This window comes from Enterococcus sp. AZ009 (assembly GCF_050548785.1).
Taxonomy (GTDB): Bacteria; Bacillota; Bacilli; order Lactobacillales; family Enterococcaceae; genus Enterococcus_D; species Enterococcus_D entomosocium.
Map to the genome: position 1 here is coordinate 3,019,294 of NZ_CP172960.1, position 19,190 is coordinate 3,038,483.

Sequence of the window (19,190 nt, forward strand, 5' to 3'; positions counted from 1 at the left end):
AAAGAACAACTTCTATTTTAACGAAGAAAAGGTAGATTTAATAATGATCTGTTTTTGCTGATTTTTTGATAAGAAGACCTACCTTTTCTTGCTTCGCTGGTTAAAAAAATAAAACTTATGGTATTATGAGTACAAACCATCAAAGGAGTTTCTGAAATGACGAATTTCTCTACCTTTCGTGTCATGAATGAACCAAATTTTACTGCTTCACTCACAACTGCAACCCTTGACGAGCTGCCAGCAGGCGATGTGCTTGTCCGTGTTAATTACTCAGATGTCAATTACAAAGATGCCTTGGCAGCAAAAGAAAATGGCGGCGTGATCCGCACGTATCCGATGACGCCGGGAATCGATTTAGCAGGGGAAGTCGTGGACAGTCAGTCTGCTGATTTTGCCCCAGGCGACCAAGTCTTAGTGACAGGTTATGGCTTAGGGGTTTCTCACCCAGGCGGTTACAGTCAATTTCAACGGGTCCCAGCCGAGTGGCTCGTGAAACGTTCTGCTGGTTTTTCAGCAAAAGACAGTATGACCTATGGCACGGCTGGGTTCACAGCAGCTTTAGCGGTGCAAGAATTAGAACAGCTGCACTTAGCAAAAGACGCTGCTATTTTGGTGACAGGTGCTAGCGGTGGCGTCGGCAGTGTCAGCATTGCTTTATTGAAAAAACTGGGCTATACAAATATAGTGGCGCTATCTCGGAAAACCGATGCGCAATGGTTGTTGGACCTAGGCGCAGCGAAAATCGTCCGTCCGGATGAAGTGGTACCCGAAAAGGTCAAACCATTAGCAAAACAATCGTTTGCAGCGGTCATCGATACTGTTGGCGGTCCATTGCTTGCGGCAGTGCTTCCGCAAATCGCTTATGGGGGCGGTGCCTTCTTATGCGGCAATGCTGGTGGGATCAAAATCGAAACGACTGTCTTACCCTTTATTTTGCGTGGGATTCGCGTAATTGGGATCGATTCGGTCAATGTTTCCCATGAGATCCGCTCGGCATTATGGGAGAAATTAGCGGGTGAGTGGAATGTGATCGATCAGCTTTACACGAAAGCCATCACTTTGGAAGACTTGCCAGAAACATTGGCAGCTTTATTAGCTGGTACGCACCAAGGACGGACGATCGTTGAGGTGTCACAAGCGCAATGAGAATTTTGATTACGGCTGGCGGTACTTCCGAAAAAATCGATGATGTCCGTGCAATCACGAATCATTCCACGGGCTCACTTGGTCAAGCCATTGCCAAGGAATGGCTGCAATACCCTGAGGTGGCCATCGATTACGTTACGACGAAAACTGCCAAACAACCGCCGACCGATCCACGCGTTACCTGTCATTTCATTGAAGGGACCACGGACTTATTGACGCAGTTGACCGATTTATTGACGACCCATTCGTATGCTGCTGTGATCCACAGTATGGCAGTCAGTGATTTCACCCCTGCTGCTCATTTTTCAGAAGCAGCGTTTTATGAAGCAATCAACGATGCCCTACCAGCTTATGACAACCAGGTCACTCCGGCATTGATGGCACACGTGCTCTCACAATCTGAATCAACGGCAGGCAAAGTTTCTTCCAATACTGATCATTTGTTTTTAGTGTTGAAGAAAACCCCGAAAGTGATCCAAACCATCAAAGCATTACAGCCGACAACCTTATTAGTCGGATTCAAATTATTAGTAGACGTAGCGGAAGCCGAGTTGTTTGCGGTCGCACGAAAAAGTCTGCTGGCTAGCCAAGCGGATTATGTGTTGGCCAACGACTTGACGCAAATTTCTGGAAACCAGCATGTCGGACACCTTTTGACACAAGAAGGACAAATCGGGACTGGCCGCACAAAAGCTGAGATCGCAACCTTGATCGTTGACACATTACGCAATGACCTGCGTGCTTAGCTAGATGTTTTTTAGAAAAGGAGAAAGAAACATGAAACAAAAACACGTTCTGCTTGGCGTCAGCGGCAGTATCTCTGCATACAAAGCAGCCGACCTAACCAATGAATTAACCAAAAAGGGCTATGCAGTGGATGTCTTAATGACTCAAAATAGCACACAATTTATTACGCCTTTGACTCTACAGTCATTATCCAAACGCCCGATCCATGTGGATGTTATGCAAGAGCGCCAACCAGATCGGATCAATCATATTGAACTAGCCAAACAAGCCGATCTTTTCTTGCTCGCCCCAGCCAGTGCTAACAGTATTGGCAAGCTGGCGCATGGGTTAGCCGATGATTTGATCTCAACAGTTGCCTTAGCGTTGCCGTTATCCGTGCCCCGCTTGATTGCACCAGCCATGAATACCGTCATGTACGAAAACCCGATTGTTCAAAGAAATTTGGGGATTTTGAAAGAAGTCGGCTTTCAAGAGATTGAACCCCGTGAAGCGTTACTGGCTTGCGGTGATTTCGGCAGAGGCGCATTAGCAGCAACAGAAACGATTCTCGAAAAAGCATTGACTGCTTTGGAAGTACGGAGTGTCTAACAATGAAAAAAATATCAACTTTTGAACTTGTCTTAACAGCTTTCTTTTTAGGAATCTTGATTCTTTTAGCATCGGTACCCTTTCTTGGATTTATTCCCTTAGGACCAATCAATGCGACAACGATGCACATTCCTGTCATCATTGCTTCCATTGTATTGGGCCCTCGGATCGGCGGCTTTTTAGGCGGTGCCTTTGGGATCATCAGTATGGTACGTTCGACGTGGATCATCACCCCGCTTTCTTTTGTCTTCTCTCCTTTCGTACCGATTTATGGGAGTGATCAAGGAAGTTGGAAAGCGATCCTCGTAGCGCTGATTCCCCGTATTTTGATTGGTGTCGTTCCTTATTTTGTTTATAAAGGCTGTCAAAAAATCTGGAAAAACAAACAGCAAAGTCTTTCGCTACTGATTGCTGGTGTTGCCGGAGGTTTGACGAATACGATCCTGGTAATGAACTTAATCTACTTCTTGTTCCAGCAAGAATATGCGGAGGTTGTGGGAAAAGCCGGCAATGCTGTTTACGCAGCGATTTTGGGTGTGATCTTCGCCCAAGGCGTGCCTGAAGCCATTGTAGCGGGAATCGCCACGATGGCAGTTGGAACCGTTCTTTTGCGCTTAGTCATGAACCGCAAAAAAAATCGAATCTAAAAAATAGCGACCGCCTAAAGTTAGCTTTTTGGCTAACTTAGGCGGTCGCTTCCCTTTTGAGTGACTCATAAACTTTGTGTCATCTGGAGTGCTTCGACAAGCTCTTGATACTGCTCTTGGGTCAAATACTCTTCATAAAATGTCAGATAATCATCGATATCTGCTTGGGTCAAATAAGGCAGCTCTTGCTTGATTTGCAGTAGCAGTTCCTCGAACTCCTCATCCGTCAGCATATAAGAAGACCAATCATCGGCTTCATCATAGCTATCCCAGTACTCATCATCATAATCATTCTCATACCCATCGTCATAGCTGTCATCCCAGCCATAATCATAGGGAGAAAACAATTCTTCTGGGTCAATCAATTCTTCCGCTGTGGGGATCGCAACGGCAGTATCACTTTTCTTTCCTGTAAAAGTCACCGTAGCTCCGATAGTCGTTTGCAGCTCATCCGCTTGCACGAAGTGAAAAGCCATTTTCTGCTGATTTGTTTTCGTATTGACGGTCATAGCTAAGTCAAACTGCTCGACTTCTTCCAGCATCGTTTCTAATTCGGCGACTTGCTTTTGATCGGCACCGTGTTCTCGGGCATAGGTTGCATAATCTGCCAATTCTTCTTTGGTAAACGTATGGCTGATCGTATCTCCATCTCTTTTGAAAGCATCCGGTTCAAAGGTTTTCAAATAGTCTGCAAATGTCTCATTATGAAAAAGACTGTTCATGGTAAAGAGGTTTTCAGGCGCTTTTTCTGCTTCGGTTGTCCCCTCGCCGTTCTCTGCAAAAGTTTCTTCGCCAAAGTAAGAATCCAAGGTTTCTTGATCGATGCGCAGGTATTTGCCTTCATATTCCGCAGCGTCTGGATTTGTCCCATAACTGTCACTACCAAATGCGCTGATATACCCTTGCAGTGTTTCATAGATTTCAGCTGACACATACGCTTCTTGTTTTTCTGGATCGACGATCAACTTGATCGGCAGCTCCTGACCGCCATAAGCAACTGCCAGATTGAGTAAAATCGCTTTGGTTTCTTTGTCCTGGACGAAATCCCCTTTAAATGACGAGCCGACTAACTGTGACATCAACATAGAGGCATACCTATCGGCTTCTTGACCGTATTCGCTGCTGCTACCCATCTCAAAGGTATCGATCGTCGCTTGGAATTCACCAGCATTCGTTGCTTGCTGATTCGTTAACTGTTCGGCAAACTGTTCTTGCGGTAATTTCGTACAACCACCGAAAAGAAAGGCGAACCCAACAAACAAAATGACGCATCCCCACTTTTTCATCCTGCTCACTCCTTTTCGTTTATTGTACCGAAGACTGCGAAAGCTTACAATCCTAAGCTCTTTTTATTAGCTCTCATGAAAAAAAGATTGCCCCGGGGGACAATCTTTTCGCTAATCTATTCTTCGCCGATGATTCGGACTTCTGTTTCTAAGGTGACATCAAAAGTTTCTTTGATGACTTGTTGGATATGAGCGATCAGTTCAACGTAATCCGTGGCTGTTGCTTGATCGACATTCACGATAAAGCCCGCATGTTTTTCCGAAATTTGGGCACCGCCCCATTTCAATCCTTGTAAGCCTGCATCTTGGATCAGCTTGCCGGTAAAATGACCGACTGGGCGTTTGAAGACACTCCCACAAGAGGGGTATTCTAGCGGTTGCTTCAATTGCCGCAATTCTGTCAGTTCATCCATCCGCTTTTTGATTTGCTCTTGATCGCCTTTTGCTAGATCAAAGCGACTGCTCAAAATGATCATCTTTTGCTCTTGCAATTTGCTATGCCGATAAGCAAATTCCATTTCTTCCTTGGTATATGTCACGATTTGACCATTAGCCAGCAAAACGTCGCAGGACGCAAAGACATCTTGGATCTCGCCATCATAAGCGCCTGCATTCATAAAGACGGCACCGCCGACACTGCCGGGAATCCCGCAGGCAAATTCAAAACCAGTCAAGGATTCATGCAAAGCGACATAGGTGGTATCGATCAACTTTGCTCCAGCATCGACGATCAAAGAAGTGCCGTCTACCACGATTTGGTTCATTTCCGACAGCATGATCACCACGCCGCGAATACCACCATCACGGACGATCAAGTTGCTGGCGTTTCCTAAGACGATCCAAGGAATCGCTTGTTCTCGGCAATAATCAAGCAGCTGTTTAGCCTCTTCTGCTGTTTTGGGAAAAGCCAAAATGTCTGCCGGTCCACCAGTTTTTGTATACGTATAGTTCAATAAGGGTTCATCTTTTAATAAGGCAATTTCAGGGAATTGCGCAATCATCAAGTCTTTATTCACGAGAAGGTTTCCTTTCACAATAAACATCTCACTTATTTTAGCATGTTCAAGGAAAAGTTGCTACCTCTGGTGAATCAAAGAAAAGCTTAATAATCGAATGACCTGATTAATAAAGAGTAAGCTTCAAAAAAAGTGTTTTGTTATTTCAGATAATCGTTCTTTCATCTCCGTAGTGACTTTATCGACTACTTCTAAGTTGCTGTGATGCAAGAGGTCCACACTGCGAATATGCTGACAAAGAATCGTCCCTTGAACTTTACTCTTTTGTGTTTCGGTAACTGTTTGAAACGCATTCGATCGAGCGAATTTTTCTTCTACATATTTTTTTGAGCTACTGATTGGCATCACTAAGACGGTATTGAAACTCTTGTTATAATAATCATTACTAACCACCACACACGGTCTTTTTTTTGCCATTTCATTTCCTTTGGTGGGATTTAAGTCAATAAAAAGAATATCTCCTTGTCTTACCATTCAATATTCTCCTCACCTAAATCTTCTCCAAAAAACATCTCACCTGTATCAAATTTCCCCGTTTCTTCTACGATCGCTAATTCTTGTTTCCAAAAATCTTCAAAGGAAGGTGCTGCTTTTTCGCCTGTTACCTTGATCTCGCCTTCTGGAGTAAATTCAAAAATTACCCGCTGATTCTCTTTTAAGCCTAACTTTTGCCGCACACTTTTTGGAATAGTTATTTGATTTTTCGAAGTCATTTTCGCTGAAACTTGCGCTTTGATCGTCATGTGAACTGCCCCCTTTTCAAAACGATTGTAACATAAAACGTAAGGAAAAGTAAGGATTTATTAATCCTTTTTCGTACCACAAACGAATTTTCTCTAGCATCCAAATTTAATCCTCATTCTTCCTCCTTGTTTTCCTTATTCCGCTCACTTGCTTTGCGCTTCTGGCTTTTTTAGGTAAAATGGGAGGCGTAGTGGAAAATAAGGAGGAGTCTCAATGAAATTTATTTCTTGGAATGTCAATGGTTTACGGGCCATCGTTAAAAAAAATTTTTCTGAAGTGTTTGAAGCCCTCGATGCTGATTTCTTTTGTTTACAAGAAACAAAGCTGCAAGAAGGTCAGATTGAATTGGATTTACCAGGCTATCATCAATACTGGAATTATGCGGAGAAGAAAGGCTATTCTGGCACGGCGATTTTCGCAAAAGAACCTGCGCTATCTGTCCGTTATGGATTAGGGATCGAAGAACATGATACGGAAGGTCGCGTCATCACGCTGGAGTATCCTGAATTTTTCTTGATTACTTGCTACACACCAAATTCCCAAAATGAATTGCGCCGCTTGGATTATCGCATGACTTGGGAAGATGCCTTTTTGGCTTACTTGACTGAATTGAAACAACAAAAGTCAGTGATTCTCTGTGGTGATTTGAATGTTGCCCATAAAAATATCGATATCAAAAACTGGAAAACCAATCAAAAAAGTGCTGGGTTTACACCTGAAGAACGGGAAAAGTTTTCGACTCTTTTGGCTGCTGGCTTTACCGATACGTTCCGTTATTTCTATCCAGATGCAGAAGGCATTTATTCTTGGTGGAGCTACCGTTTCAACGCTCGCAAAAACAATGCCGGCTGGCGCATCGATTACTTTGTCGTTTCGGATAACTTAAATGAGCGCTTGCTAGATGCCAAGATCCATACAGATATCATCGGCAGTGACCATTGCCCGGTGGAACTGGATCTCAAATAACCGTAAGAAAACTTCAGTTTTTCTTAACGTTTGTTCGCTTTTCATTCTTTGATTTTGTGCTAGAATGGCAATGAGGTGAGTCTGATGAATTTTATCGCAATGGACTTTGAAACAGCAAATTATCAAAAGCATAGTGCCTGTTCCCTTGCACTAGTCATGGTACAAGATAGCAAAATCGTGGGCGAATATTACACATTGATCCAACCGGAAACGGAATTTTTTTGGAAAAACATTCAAATTCATGGCATTCGTCCAGAAGATGTGCAAGAAGCGCCTAAGTTTCCTGACGTATGGAAACAAATCCAACAATATTATCAATTAAACAGTCTGATTGTTGCGCATAATGCTGGTTTTGATACCGGCGTTTTGGCGGGGTGTCTTGACTATTATGGGTTGTCACAACCAAACTATCTTTCCTTGTGCACGGTACGAACAAGCCGCAAACTGTATCCAGAATTTACGAACCACAAATTAAATACGGTTTGTGAGCAATTGCAGATTCCTTTACTAAACCACCATGATGCCTTGGAAGATAGCCGGGCATGTGCCCAAATCTTATTGCGTCAAGAAGAAGAATTTGGCATCGATCCATTAAAAAAAATGGTTTTAGTCAAATAAATAAGAACGTGCGTCCTAAAGTCAGCATTGCGCTAGACTTTAGGACGCACGTTTTCATTTAAGGAAGGAATCATTTTAAGTTAGATCGATCCAATAATGACAGATTACAGCGCCATCTTCAGGATCAATGGCTTTTTCGGTTAGTTTACCTCCGTTATTTTCAATGACTTTGGCGGAAGCACGATTGGCTTCTTCACAGGTTACTAACACGTTTTTCAAGCCAAATTGTTTGGCCTTTACCAATGACTGTGCCAGCATTGCCGAGCCGATGCCTTGCTTTCGATGGTCTGGGTGCACCGAATACCCGATGTGTCCGCCAATTTGGCGCAAATACGCATTAAGTGTCAGACGCAGATTCAAGAGACCGACCACTTTTTGATCTTGGATAGCCAGATAGGTACGGGCGGGGACGAATCCTTCTGGTACCGTTTCTGCTGTTTTAAAATCCGCCAATCCCTCTAGCCAGTCTTTGGCTGTCGGACTTTCTACAAGTCCTGCCCCACCGTGGATGACTTCTTGATTCTTCTCAAACGCTTGCCGATACGCTTCGATTTGATCGCAGTCTGCGATCGTCGGTTCCCGAAACTCCATTTCCTTCACTCCTTTTTTATGATTCAAAAAGACGTGCCATCATCAAGACGTCAACTTTTTGCCCCTCGCGGGTTTGCACTGCTTCTTTCATGCAGCCTTCTGTTAAAAAACCAAATTTTTGATACAGATGGATCGCTCGTAGATTTCTCGCTTGGACGGTCAACTCGATGCGGGTCAATTCGCCAACTTCTACTACCCAGTCCAGTAATTCTTCAATCAGGAGCGAACCTAAACCCAAGCCCCAATAGTCTTTTAAAATCGAGATACCGATCTCCCCGACATGGGCTAATTGCCACTCTTCGTTGCCTTTGACTGATGCCATGGCGATCAATTGTTCTTGATCAAATGCCAACAACAGCAAATAGTCCTCCCGTTCATAGATAGCATCCAACTGTTCTGCCAATAGGGCTTCTGGCAACGCCAAGCCGCTTTCGTCCATTAAGAGAAAATCCGTTTCTTCTCCTAGCTGTTGACTGACTGCTAACACGGCTTTCGCATCAGCACCCGTGGCTTCTTTGATCTGTAATTGGATCTCACTCATGGGCTGCCTGCCATTTGGTTGTGATCCGTTGCAAAAAGGCGGTTGCTTTGGAGCCATATGCATGACATTTCACAAGACGTTTTTGTTCATCTGTATCATCTTTTTCCAAAATCAGTTCTAAATAATCCTCTGGCAGGGAGGCTTCTAAGAGATTGCCCCACTCGATCACACACAAGCCATCCCCTTCGAAATAATCATCCAGTCCTAAATCTTCTGCACCGTATTCCACCCGATAGACATCCATATGGTACAGGGGCATCCGCCCATTGGTATATTCACGAATGATCGTATAGGTCGGACTTTTGATCAGTTGCTCGATCCCTAACCCCAAGGCGATGCCTTTCGTCAATGTTGTTTTGCCAGCACCCAAATCGCCCGTCAATACCAGATTATCCCCTGGCTCGGCTACTTCTCCAATGATTTTTGCAAATGCTGCGGTTGCTTCTAAGTCGTTAATGGTAAACATAGTCCCCATCCTTTGATCAATCTAATTTACTAGTTGCTAGTATAGCTTGTTTTTCAAGGAATTGTAAAGAAGGAGCTTAAGGAAAATTTCCCGACGACCACTGGATCGTTGATTCATATGGACGCCACCTGCTTTGTTGCCCTCAACTTTCCAAAAGCAAAACAAAAAACTGACCCTCAAGGGATCAGTTTTTCATAAGTGCAGCGATTGGCTGCTTATTTTTCCATTAATGTTTGTGCCGCAGTAATGATTGATAATTTGTAGACATCTTCTTCATTTGAACCACGGGACAAATCAGAGATTGGTTTGTTCAACCCTTGTAAGATTGGTCCAATCGCTTCAAAGTTACCGAAACGTTGGGCGATCTTGTAGCCAATGTTTCCTGATTGTAAATCGGGGAAAACAAAGACGGTTGCTTTACCTGCTACTTCAGATTCAGGAGCTTTCAATTGCGCAACTGCTGAGATATAAGCAGCATCGAATTGCAATTCTCCATCGATTTGATATTCTGGTGCCAATTCTTTGGCGATTTTTGTTGCTTCAACGACTTTATCTACTTCCGGTGCTTTCGCAGAACCTTTCGTTGAGAAGCTTAACATAGCAACTTTTGGATCGATTTCAAATAATTCAGCGGTTTTCGCTGAGTCAACAGCGATTTCTGCTAGTTCTTGTGCATTTGGGTTTACATTGATGGCACAGTCTGAGAACAAGTATTTTTCTTGGTCACGACCACGAACCATTAAGAAAGCACCACTTGTACGGCTCACACCTGGTTTTGTTTTGATGATTTGTAAAGCGGGTCTTACTGTATCACCCGTAGAATGGATCGCTCCGGAAACCATTCCTTCAGTAATGCCCATGTAAGTCAACATTGTACCGAAATAGTTGACATCTTTTAAGATTTCTTCTGCTTGTTCTTTCGTTGCTTTGCCGTTGCGGCGTTCCACAAAAGCTTCAACCATTTCATCCCAACGATCATAATTTTCAGGATCTAAAATTTCAAAGTTTGATACGTTGATTCCGCGAGCTTCTGCTGCTTTTTCAATTTCAACCGGGTTACCGATCAAAACGGGTTCAATCAATTCTTCTGAACGTAGACGGCTAGCAGCACCTAAGATACGAGGATCTGTTGCTTCTGGAAAAACGATTTTGATATGACGACGCACGATTTTAAATTTTAAACTTTCGAATAATTCCACGGGTAAAGACCTCCAGTTTTTTTATACCCTTCCATTGTACAATAACTGCGAAAAAAAGAACAGATAAAAATCCTGTATTAGTCGATTATTTTAAATATCGTTACCTTTTTCACAAAATCATCAGTTCTAAATAACACAGTTTTACAACTGTGTTATTTTTTCCGGTAACGCCCAAGAAATCGGTTCTTCCCCTAATGCCAGCAAAGCTTGATTGATCTTAGAAAAAGGCTTTGAACCAAAGAATCCTCGATGTGCCGACAACGGACTTGGATGAGGCGCTGTTATAATAATATGTTTGCTGGTATCTAGTAAAGCGGCTTTCTTTTGAGCGGGTTTGCCCCAAAGCACAAAAATGACCGGTTTTTCTCGTTGATTCAATTTTTCGATAATCGTATCTGTCAGCTGCTCCCAGCCATGCCCGTGATGTGAATAGGCTTGTCCCTCACGTACCGTCAATACGGTATTCAACAATAAGACCCCTTGCTGCGCCCATGGCACAAGATAGCCATGGGACACAGGTGCAATTCCTAAGTCATCGGCTAATTCCTTGTAAATATTGCGTAAGGAAGGCGGTATTTTGACCCCCGGCTGCACGGAAAACGACAGTCCGTGGGCTTGGTGAGGGCCATGATAAGGATCTTGACCTAAGATGACAACTTTTACGTCATGGTATGGTGTCAGTTTAAGTGCTTCATAAATATGATCCATCGCTGGATGGATCTTTTGCTGGGCATATTCTTGTTTCAAGAAAGCCCGTAGTTGTTGGTAATAGGGTTGCTCAAATGATTCCTGCAATTGTTCTTGCCAATCATTGTCCAATAGTCGTTTCATGGCGAATCTCCTTTGTTTTCTTCTAGGATAACAAATCCCTCCCCTTAGAAACAAGAATTACTCTTCGAAAGAAAAAAAATCCGTGATTTATGGTACACTATTTGTAGAAACGATTAAGAAAGGACGCTGACAATGATCAAATTAATTGCTTCTGATATGGATGGTACGCTTTTAAATGCCAGTATGCAGATTTCAGAAGAAAATATCCAAGCAATCAAATATGCCCAATCCAAAGGAATCGAATTTATGGTCGCAACTGGCCGTAACCGTAAAGAGGCATTGCCGCCGCTGCAAGAAGCCGGGATCGACTGTGCCATGATCACCTTGAATGGGGCCCAAGTCTATGACGAAGCGGGTAATTCATTATTTACTGTGCCGATCAGCCATGAACAAACTCGTTCGTTGATCGACCTACTAAAAGAAAACGACATCTATTTTGAGATCTCAACGAGCAATGGGATCTATTCGGAAAGTCAGACACGTCGGATCGAAAATTTTGCGATCCATACGGCAGAAGCAATGCCCCATTTAACCCATAAGATGGCGATTGCTATGACAGCTGCCCGTTTAGAATTTTTACCGATCAATTATGTCGATGATTTCAGTGAGTTGTTTTCGATCGAAGAATTAGAATTTTTGAAAGTGATCTGCTTCCACCAAGACGGTGCCCGGGTATTGGGTCCTATCACGAAAATCATCGATGGGTACGGCGATCTAGTGGTGACTTCTTCTGGACAAAACAATATTGAGATCAACCACCGAAACGCGCAAAAAGGAATCGCAGTGGCACATGTCGCCAAAGATCGGATGATCTCACTGGCGGAAGTGATGACGATCGGTGACAACTTAAATGATGTAAGTATGCTGCAACTGGCAGGCGTTAGTTTTGCAATGGGAAATGGCGAGTTAGAGGTAAAAGAAGTCGCGAAGTATTTGACGGACACCAATATTGAGGCTGGTGTCGGCAAAGCAATCGTTCGGGCAATTGATGAAAATCTTTAAACCACGCAGCTTTTTGGGGATACATGAGGAGGCGTAAGTATGTCAGAATTTTTCATCCAAGATAGGCAACTTAGCAGAGTCACACGAACCATTGTCAAAGATGAAACAGGCAAATCACTATTTTTGATGGTGGGACGTTGGGGAACCAAGGGCGATGCCCTCTCCCTTTACCGTTTAAATGGGCAAATGGTCGCTAGTATCAAACAAATCAGCTTTACTTTTGGTACACGCTTTGAGATCTACAAAGACTTTGAGAAAGTCGGTACACTGCAAAAAATCTTTAACTGGCCAGGTGATTTCTACTATATCCAGCAGCTTCACTGGGCGGTCCACGGCGATATCTATAATCATCGCTATGGGATCCATCATTTCAATAAAAAGATTATGGAGATGGACAAAGCGACCTTGTTGACGGGGGATTATTATGTACTGGATGTTGTCGATGACCGGGATGCGCCGGTCTGCATCTGTATTGCGGCCGTCATGGATTACTGGCTGTACAATCGGCACCGCAAAAAAGACCATCCTCTTGAGCTTCGACTAACAAATGGAACCAGCTGAAAAATCAGCTGGTTCTTTTTTGCATATGGTCGTAAAGATGGCCACTGATCTCTCTTTGGGCCACGACTTCAAATCCGTGCTTTTCATAGAGCCGCTTCGCATGGGGATTTGCTCGGTCAACACTCAAGCCGATCACCTCATAACCATCTCTAGAAGCAATTTTCGGCAATGCTTCTAACAAGGCTGAGCCGACGCCTTTGCCCCGAAATTTCTCAGCCACACAGATGGTATCTAAGTACCATTCATTTGGTAAAGTCTCTTCATCGATAAACAGCTTCATGTCTTTACTCAAACCGTACTGTTCCAGCACTTTATCTAGAGGCTGATCGATCGTCGCCTCTTCTTTGTCTGGATATCCAAAGGCGACGCCAGCAACTTCTCCGTCGATCTCATTGACTAGCGCACGGCGAAAGCCGTAACGATAATCGGGCTCTAGCATGGCATCTGCCAAGATCTCTAAGGTCTTGGCTTCTCCGATCTCTTTGACAAACGGCAATTCCATGTCCTTTAAAATGACTAAAACGAGTTCAGCCATGACAAAACGATCTTCTTCTTTTGCAAATCTTATCACGTTTTTTCCTCCTTGCTTCTATACATAGAATAACAATTCTCTCAAGAAAAACCAAGTTGAATCGACAAAGGATCAACACAAAGTCTTCCTTGTTTATTCATGTAATTCCAACGGCAAGCCGTCTGGATCTTGGAAAAAGGTCATCTTCTTATTGGTGAAGGTATCAAAACGAATCGGTTCGCACACAATCCCTTTAGTGGCTAACTCCGCTACGACTGCTTCAATATTTTCCACCGCAAAGGCCAAATGTCGCAAGCCGGCTGCTTCGGGAAAACTTGGTCTTGCTGGTGGGTTTTCCACCACAAACAGTTCTATTTCTGATTCCCCAAAGCGCAAGTCGATTTTTACATCTTTCTTTTCTGGGCGCGCATGTTCACGAATCACTTCAAAGCCTAATTTTTCTACATAAAACTCTTTGGTCTGTTGGTAATTACTAGCGATGATCGCCACATGATGCATTTTTGAAAACATTATTGCCACTCCTTTGTATTGGACTCCTCTCTCAGTTTAAAGCCTTTGGCTGCATTTTACTAGAAAAGACTGCCGAAGTTCTCCTCTTTTCATAAATGGTTTCTGTTATACTAGAAAGCGGAAGGTGATAAAAAAATGAAACTACTTTATATTTCAATCTCTGGAAATACCCGTGCATTCGTCAACCGCTTGTTGGCCTATGCAGATCAGCAAGACACACCGAGCACTTGGGAAGCCAAAGAAATTCATGACAATAGTGTCTTTGAACAAGAAGACGAACCTTATGTGGTTTTTGTCCCTACCTATTTAGAAGGTGGAAACGGCGTCGATAACGGCGATCAGGAGATCCTTACAGAAACCATGCGGGAATACATTGACTATGAAAACAACGCCGCTCTTTGCTTAGGCGTGATCGGCAGCGGCAACAAAAACTTTAATTATCAATATTGCTTGACCGCAAAGCAATATGCGGAACAATTTTCGATTCCGTTCTTAGCGGATTTCGAGCTGCGAGGCACGACTCAAGATATTGAACGGATCTATGCTTGTTTAAAAGAAATCGATCCTGCCCACAGCAACACTTAGCTTTAGCCAGCATTCATTAGCCATTAGGAGGACTTTTGCATATGGAACCACAAACGATGGTCATTTTGATCATACTCGCCAGCATTCTCATCTTGACCGCACTAGATATCTGGAATCGATACAAAGTACGTCGTTACGTTCGGCTTGCTTGGGGAAAACTTCCCCGTCAGCCCCGCTTTGATAAAGAAGCGAGTTTGAAAAAAGCTTGGCTGACTGAGAAGAAGTTTCACGATTTTGATAGCGAGGTCGATGACATCACTTGGTATGACTTGGATGGCTTTTCGTTGTTTGAGTCCATTAATCTGACGTTTTCCAGTGTTGGTTCAGAAGCGTTGTACCAGCAATTACGCAATTTCCACTTCAAGCCGGACAAACAGCTGACCAAATTGATCGACTTTTTTGCTGCTGACAGTGCCGCACGCGAACAATCCCAATATACGTTTGCTCGTTTAGGAAAACAAGATGATAATTTTTCGAAAGCCTACTTGGCCAATGAAGCGGCGCAATCGATCGGTTCTCTGCCGTTCTTTGTCTTTTTAGGTGTGCTGCCATTAGTCGGCATCTTGCTGCTCCTGCTGGGGATTGTCCAAGGCCTCCTGTTGACGTTGATTAGTGTCGTTTTCAATACGATCTATTACTCCATCAAAAAAGCCAAGCTGGAAACAGAACTGAACAGCATGCGCTATTTGGTTCAAACGATTGCCTGTGGCAGTCAGATCGCTAAAATCAACACGCCCCTCCAAGATGAGCTCAAACAATCCTTGGCACCATTAAAGAAGATCACTCGTTTCGCTTTCTCGTTTCGTGCCAAAAACGGCAGCGAAGGAGACATGTTGTTTGAATACATCAATATCATTTTTATGCTGCCGTTTATTTCCTATCAAACGGTCACCACTACTCTGGCCAAACACCAACAAGCAGCCATGGATCTGTGGAATTTGCTGGGAAAATTGGAAGTCGCAGCCGCCATTTTAAATTTTCGCACGTATATGCCCATCACTTGCCTACCGACCTTCCAAACAAGCGGAGGTGTAGAAGCAACGGGTACGTATCATCCCCTTCTGAGTGAAGCAGTCATGAATGATGTCACTTGGACCCACAATACCCTTGTAACTGGCTCTAATGCCTCAGGCAAATCGACATATGTCAAAAGTGTCGCCATCAACTGTATTTTGGCACAAACGATCCAGACAGCAGTAGCTGAAACCTTTACGATGGTTCCTGGTCACGTCGTTACCTCGATGGCTGTCGAAGATGATCTATTTGAAGGCGACAGCTATTTCGTGGCGGAGATCAAATCCATCAAACGCCTGCTAGATATCGTTGCCACGAAACAGCGCTGCTACTGTTTTGTTGATGAGATTTTAAAAGGAACCAATACGGTGGAACGAATCGCTTCTTCTGCCAGCATCATCCATTGGTTGCGAGCCTACCCATCATTGGCCTTTGTCGCTACCCATGATATTGAGCTGACTGAAATTTTGAAAAATGATTGCCGCAACATTCATTTTTCTGAACAAGTCACGGAAGATGACGGCATCTCCTTTGATTATAAGGTCAAATCCGGTCCTGCCTTGAGCCGCAACGCGATCGCCCTCTTAAAAGTCATGGGCTACCCTGAAACGATCGTTCAAGACGCCTACGCCGCCGCCAATGATTTTGATCAAAATCGTAAATGGCAGGAATTATAACTTCACACAAACAAAAGCGCCTTATCCCAGTGTCAGTCACAGGATAAGGCGCTATTTTATGTTTCATTTAGTCAAACAAACCAGTCGTTAAACTGTATTGCTCTCCTTGTAGCACATCATATTGGATCAAATTGTAGGCATCATAGATTTCTTGGGCTTCTTGATCCAACGCAAGAGTCGTCTGCCATTGTCCCTCTTGATAATATTGACCCAGTTCAAAAGCCGGCAACTCATCTTGCAAGCCCAACAACAACTGGTAAAACCCGCTGGTTGGTTGATCACTGGCTTCTAATAGGTTCGGCGCAAAATAAAAAGGACTTGTTACTGGTACATCTTCTGGCGCAAAATTCCCTTGCGAATCAACCATCAAAAATTCGGTTTCATGCAGGGCAGCCGTTTCATTTTGATCCTTGATCTCATCGGCATAAATGCCTGGTAAATGATCTCCCCAAAAGACGACCAACGTTCGCCGATCTAGCTGCTCTAATTCAGCCACAAAGTTTTTCAACGCTGTACTGCTATAAGAGATATCCTGTAGGTAGTTTTCCAAAGAAGCCATATTGCCCGGACCGCTCGCTTGGTAATTCAGCGTATCGTATTTGCCAGCATAAGGCATATGGGTCTGCATCGTCACTAAATGGACAAATTGCGGTTGCTGATCGTTTTCCAACAATGCCAGCACTTCTTTGTAGGCCGCCTCATCAGAGATGTAAGGATTATTTTCGATTTTGTCGGTATAGGTCATCGTATCTTGATCGATAAACTGTTCAAACCCCATCACCCCATAGACATCCTTGCGTTTGTACATTGATGTATCGTAAGGATGGATCGCCGTTGCCGTATACCCTGATTGTTCCAAGAAAGAAACCAAGGATGGCAGTTGCGTCAATTTCGGCACTAGCATCGTGTAAGGCGTTGTCATTTGCGGATTCAATAGGCCCATGGCAAAACCAGTCAACGCTTCAAATTCGATGTTTGCCGTACCGCCCCCATAATTTTGCGAAAGCATTTTTCCACTGATGGTTTGATCGGCGACGTGGTAATAGTCTTTCAACGGATCGCCGGTGATCGACAAGCCATTTAAATGGCTCGGGTCGGAAAAGCTCTCACTCATCACATAAACGATATTTGGTGCTTCACTTTCACGGTCTTGGTTTTTCTCCGCCGCCTGTGCATTGTAGGTATCCGCAATCGCTTGGATCGCTTCTTTTGAATACCCCTCAGGCTTCGTCATGGCATCTACCCGCAAGTTGTACAAAAACCCACCGATAAATCCCGTATTGTAATAGTTCATTTTTTGTGAATACGGAATCCAGAGCGCCGTCTGATTGTAGGCTTTGCGTAGAAGGTTGTTGCTGTCGTTGAAGTGTGAAACATAGACTAAGCCCAGCGAGCATACGACCAGCACTGCCCCTCGCATTACTTGTAAACGCCGGTTTAATTTGCGGCAGCGATAGATACTCCAGCCGATCGCCCCGATCGCCGCCAGAGCAAAGAGGATGGCTAAGAAAAACGCGCCATTGCCGATCATGGTTCGTAGAAGGTCGAATTGAGTGACCATCTTTAAATCATCAGGATAGATTGGTTCTTGGCGATAGACCATCTTCGTATGGTTGGCGTACCCTAAGATTCCGATGACGACACTATAAAAGATGCCCCCGATCAGTACTGAACCTGCCAAACTGGCAAACACCCCATACACCAGCAGTAGCACCCCACAAGCTAAGAAAAACTTTGCTGTATGCCACGAAAAGGCAAATTTCAAGGCTAATTCAACGGAAAGATTGTTTTGACACCATTGCAAATATAAATTACTGAAAATGATCAACAGGACGATGGCGATGCCTTTTAATGCGATCTTCAGATAAGGATGGCTATTTATTTTCACGAAGGAACATTCCTCCTTTTCTACACGTTCTAGGTACCCTCGTATTTTATGCTTTCAAGACAAGAAAGTAAAGCCAGGGCAAGAAGCTTTTGTTATTTTTAAAGAAAGCAACCCTCATAAAAAAAGAGTCTAAGGTTTCTTGCCCCCTAGACTCTTCTTTCTATCTGAATGGAACGGAATCACTGGTTTCGTTTATTTCCAAAAATCATCAAAAATCGTGACTGGCAAGTGGCGTTTGTGTTGCGTTTTGTTCCACCAGTTTTCAATGGTTTGTTGGGCTTCAGCCGCAATTTCCTTGCCTTCTAAATAGTCATCGATGTCGTTGTAGGTCACTCCTAAAGCTGCTTCATCTGCCACTAAAGGTTTGCCGTCTTCCAAGTCCGCAGTTGGGACTTTTGTATACAATGCTTCTGGTGCGCCTAAGTATTGCAAGAGTTGGCGGCCTTGGCGTTTGTTTAAACGAAACAGTGGTAAGATATCGGCACCGCCATCGCCGTATTTCGTAAAGAAGCCGGTGATATTTTCAGCAGCGTGATCCGTACCCAGAACAGCTCCTGCTTTTTCACCCGCAATGGCATATTGCGTAATCATCCGTTGACGGGCTTTGATATTGCCTTTATTAAAGTCAGAAACCGCTAAGCCTGCTTCTTCCACCGCTTGCACTTGGGCATCGACGGCGGCTTTGATGTTTACCCGCAGCTCAATATCTGGTTTGATAAATTCAATGGCTTTTTTGGCATCTTCTTCATCTGCTTGTTCCCCATAAGGTAAGCGTACCCCTATGAACTGATAGTTGGGATTCCCGGTTTCACTGCGCATTTCCTCCATCGTCAATTGCGCGATCCGGCCAGCTAATGTCGAATCTTGCCCACCACTGATCCCCAAGACAAACGTATGCAAGAACGAATTCTTTTGCAGATACGCCTTTAAAAAATCAATACTCTTACGAACTTCTTCTTTCGGGTCGATGGTCGGTAAGACTCCTAATTCTTTGATAATTTCTTGTTGCATGGTCATAGAAACGCCTCCTCTTAT

Annotated in this window: 23 protein-coding genes; 10 read left to right on the forward strand and 13 right to left on the reverse strand. The window is 43.9% G+C overall.

Features of this window, described 5'->3' with window-relative positions:
- The first annotated feature begins 156 nt into the window (after positions 1–156).
- The 4 genes from IGJ74_RS14285 to IGJ74_RS14300 are packed head-to-tail and all read left to right on the forward strand — an operon-like array spanning position 157 to position 3,128.
- Positions 157–1,146 (forward strand): acryloyl-CoA reductase, encoded by a 990-nt coding sequence (locus IGJ74_RS14285; RefSeq protein WP_087664695.1) that lies wholly within the window; start codon positions 157–159, stop codon positions 1,144–1,146.
- On the forward strand, positions 1,143–1,892 hold the full coding sequence (gene coaB / locus IGJ74_RS14290; protein WP_087664694.1) for a phosphopantothenate--cysteine ligase: 750 nt from the start codon (positions 1,143–1,145) through the stop codon (positions 1,890–1,892). The genes IGJ74_RS14285 and coaB overlap by 4 nt, the downstream gene beginning before the upstream one ends.
- A 31-nt stretch (positions 1,893–1,923) precedes the next feature.
- A complete protein-coding gene (gene coaC / locus IGJ74_RS14295) occupies positions 1,924–2,481 on the forward strand; it encodes a phosphopantothenoylcysteine decarboxylase (protein ID WP_008380717.1) in 558 nt (185 codons plus the stop codon).
- A 2-nt stretch (positions 2,482–2,483) separates the two neighbouring features.
- The gene (locus IGJ74_RS14300; RefSeq protein WP_005228527.1) at positions 2,484–3,128 is read left to right on the forward strand and encodes an ECF transporter S component; all 645 of its coding nucleotides are present in this window, start codon (positions 2,484–2,486) and stop codon (positions 3,126–3,128) included.
- A gap of 65 nt (positions 3,129–3,193) precedes the next feature.
- Here the strand turns inward: IGJ74_RS14300 and IGJ74_RS14305 are convergent, their stop codons facing one another.
- From IGJ74_RS14305 to IGJ74_RS14320, 4 genes are all read right to left on the reverse strand, one after another.
- Entirely contained in the window at positions 3,194–4,414 is a 1,221-nt protein-coding gene (locus tag IGJ74_RS14305; protein ID WP_218192924.1) for a hypothetical protein, read from the reverse strand.
- 116 nt (positions 4,415–4,530) lie between these two features.
- On the reverse strand, positions 4,531–5,415 hold the full coding sequence (gene murB / locus IGJ74_RS14310) for a UDP-N-acetylmuramate dehydrogenase (RefSeq protein WP_370447898.1): 885 nt from the start codon (positions 5,413–5,415) through the stop codon (positions 4,531–4,533).
- A 138-nt stretch (positions 5,416–5,553) separates the two neighbouring features.
- Positions 5,554–5,904: a type II toxin-antitoxin system PemK/MazF family toxin gene (locus IGJ74_RS14315; protein WP_008380710.1), complete on the reverse strand. Its 351-nt coding sequence runs from the start codon at positions 5,902–5,904 to the stop codon at positions 5,554–5,556.
- A complete protein-coding gene (locus IGJ74_RS14320; RefSeq protein ID WP_005234145.1) occupies positions 5,898–6,173 on the reverse strand; it encodes an AbrB/MazE/SpoVT family DNA-binding domain-containing protein in 276 nt (91 codons plus the stop codon). The genes IGJ74_RS14315 and IGJ74_RS14320 overlap by 7 nt, the downstream gene beginning before the upstream one ends.
- Positions 6,174–6,387: 214 nt before the next feature.
- Here IGJ74_RS14320 and IGJ74_RS14325 point away from each other — a divergent pair, with 214 nt between their 5' ends.
- Together IGJ74_RS14325 and IGJ74_RS14330 are read left to right on the forward strand one after the other, a co-directional pair.
- Positions 6,388–7,140, forward strand: coding sequence for an exodeoxyribonuclease III (locus IGJ74_RS14325; protein ID WP_008380708.1), 753 nt, complete (start codon positions 6,388–6,390; stop codon positions 7,138–7,140).
- 84 nt (positions 7,141–7,224) lie between these two features.
- Positions 7,225–7,758 (forward strand): 3'-5' exonuclease, encoded by a 534-nt coding sequence (locus IGJ74_RS14330; RefSeq protein WP_005234143.1) that lies wholly within the window; start codon positions 7,225–7,227, stop codon positions 7,756–7,758.
- 75 nt (positions 7,759–7,833) lie between these two features.
- On the opposite strand, the gene IGJ74_RS14335 is transcribed toward IGJ74_RS14330, so the two are convergent.
- The 5 genes from IGJ74_RS14335 to IGJ74_RS14355 all read right to left on the reverse strand — a co-directional run bounded on the left by IGJ74_RS14335 (position 7,834) and on the right by IGJ74_RS14355 (position 11,386).
- Complete coding sequence (locus tag IGJ74_RS14335) at positions 7,834–8,349, reverse strand: GNAT family N-acetyltransferase (protein ID WP_008380705.1); 516 nt, start codon at positions 8,347–8,349, stop codon at positions 7,834–7,836.
- A gap of 16 nt (positions 8,350–8,365) precedes the next feature.
- On the reverse strand, positions 8,366–8,890 hold the full coding sequence (locus IGJ74_RS14340) for a GNAT family N-acetyltransferase (protein ID WP_008380704.1): 525 nt from the start codon (positions 8,888–8,890) through the stop codon (positions 8,366–8,368).
- Complete coding sequence (gene tsaE, locus IGJ74_RS14345) at positions 8,883–9,356, reverse strand: tRNA (adenosine(37)-N6)-threonylcarbamoyltransferase complex ATPase subunit type 1 TsaE (protein ID WP_008380702.1); 474 nt, start codon at positions 9,354–9,356, stop codon at positions 8,883–8,885. Before tsaE ends, IGJ74_RS14340 begins: the two co-directional genes overlap by 8 nt.
- A gap of 215 nt (positions 9,357–9,571) precedes the next feature.
- On the reverse strand, positions 9,572–10,555 hold the full coding sequence (pta, locus tag IGJ74_RS14350; RefSeq protein WP_008380699.1) for a phosphate acetyltransferase: 984 nt from the start codon (positions 10,553–10,555) through the stop codon (positions 9,572–9,574).
- A gap of 141 nt (positions 10,556–10,696) precedes the next feature.
- On the reverse strand, positions 10,697–11,386 hold the full coding sequence (locus IGJ74_RS14355; RefSeq protein ID WP_005234138.1) for a uracil-DNA glycosylase: 690 nt from the start codon (positions 11,384–11,386) through the stop codon (positions 10,697–10,699).
- A 132-nt stretch (positions 11,387–11,518) separates the two neighbouring features.
- On the opposite strand from IGJ74_RS14355, the gene IGJ74_RS14360 reads away from it, so the two are divergent.
- Positions 11,519–12,388 (forward strand): Cof-type HAD-IIB family hydrolase, encoded by an 870-nt coding sequence (locus IGJ74_RS14360; RefSeq protein WP_086297929.1) that lies wholly within the window; start codon positions 11,519–11,521, stop codon positions 12,386–12,388.
- Positions 12,389–12,427: 39 nt separating this feature from the next.
- Complete coding sequence (locus tag IGJ74_RS14365) at positions 12,428–12,949, forward strand: LURP-one-related/scramblase family protein (protein WP_005228514.1); 522 nt, start codon at positions 12,428–12,430, stop codon at positions 12,947–12,949.
- 4 nt (positions 12,950–12,953) lie between these two features.
- Here the strand turns inward: IGJ74_RS14365 and IGJ74_RS14370 are convergent, their stop codons facing one another.
- Positions 12,954–13,520 carry a GNAT family N-acetyltransferase gene (locus IGJ74_RS14370; protein ID WP_005234129.1) on the reverse strand — a complete coding sequence of 189 codons (567 nt, stop codon included), beginning with the start codon at positions 13,518–13,520 and terminating at the stop codon, positions 12,954–12,956.
- Between the two features lie 93 nt (positions 13,521–13,613).
- On the reverse strand, positions 13,614–13,991 hold the full coding sequence (gene gloA2, locus IGJ74_RS14375; RefSeq protein WP_005234127.1) for an SMU1112c/YaeR family gloxylase I-like metalloprotein: 378 nt from the start codon (positions 13,989–13,991) through the stop codon (positions 13,614–13,616).
- Positions 13,992–14,126: 135 nt separating this feature from the next.
- On the opposite strand from gloA2, the gene nrdI reads away from it, so the two are divergent.
- Together nrdI and IGJ74_RS14385 are read left to right on the forward strand one after the other, a co-directional pair.
- Positions 14,127–14,576: a class Ib ribonucleoside-diphosphate reductase assembly flavoprotein NrdI gene (gene nrdI / locus IGJ74_RS14380; RefSeq protein ID WP_005228511.1), complete on the forward strand. Its 450-nt coding sequence runs from the start codon at positions 14,127–14,129 to the stop codon at positions 14,574–14,576.
- Positions 14,577–14,617: 41 nt separating this feature from the next.
- Positions 14,618–16,267, forward strand: coding sequence for a MutS-related protein (locus IGJ74_RS14385; RefSeq protein ID WP_218192925.1), 1,650 nt, complete (start codon positions 14,618–14,620; stop codon positions 16,265–16,267).
- Positions 16,268–16,334: 67 nt separating this feature from the next.
- On the opposite strand, the gene IGJ74_RS14390 is transcribed toward IGJ74_RS14385, so the two are convergent.
- Both IGJ74_RS14390 and nadE read right to left on the reverse strand, forming a co-directional pair.
- A complete protein-coding gene (locus tag IGJ74_RS14390) occupies positions 16,335–18,155 on the reverse strand; it encodes an LTA synthase family protein (protein ID WP_218192926.1) in 1,821 nt (606 codons plus the stop codon).
- 192 nt (positions 18,156–18,347) lie between these two features.
- Positions 18,348–19,172: an ammonia-dependent NAD(+) synthetase gene (nadE, locus tag IGJ74_RS14395; RefSeq protein WP_016612726.1), complete on the reverse strand. Its 825-nt coding sequence runs from the start codon at positions 19,170–19,172 to the stop codon at positions 18,348–18,350.
- Positions 19,173–19,190: the final 18 nt, after the last annotated feature.